The sequence below is a fragment of the Mesorhizobium sp. WSM4989 genome, from assembly GCF_029625795.1.
Taxonomy (GTDB): Bacteria; Pseudomonadota; Alphaproteobacteria; order Rhizobiales; family Rhizobiaceae; genus Mesorhizobium.
In genome coordinates this window covers 1-239 of sequence record NZ_JARTVN010000068.1, presented here as the reverse complement: position 1 = coordinate 239, position 239 = coordinate 1, and the positions used below count along the sequence as shown (strand labels likewise).

The 239-nt window shown below is 56.1% G+C and carries 1 protein-coding gene; it reads right to left on the bottom strand.

All coding sequences use genetic code 11. The annotated features are described in order from the left end of the window. Nucleotides 1–37 precede the first annotated feature (37 nt). On the bottom strand, nt 38–239 hold a 202-nt coding region (locus P9217_RS30350; RefSeq protein ID WP_278088346.1), incomplete at its 5' end, for a hypothetical protein.

The following is a 239-nucleotide window of genomic DNA, read 5'->3' as shown; positions in this document are numbered from 1 at the left end:
AGCAGGAAGCGGGAGCGTAGAGCAAACTTTTCCATCATCATTGTGATTGTTCCCTGTTTTGTTGTTTGTTGTCCTGAGTTCCCGGCTCAGGGTTGCGGAATTTTTTCGGGGCCTGGAGACGGCCCCTCTGCCCACTTACCGTCGTGGTTTTTGTCCAGTTGGTCAACACCATACCCGGCGGCCCCGTGGCGGGCAACGAGCATTTATACGACGGCTCATTGGGCCAGAAAGGCCGGTGG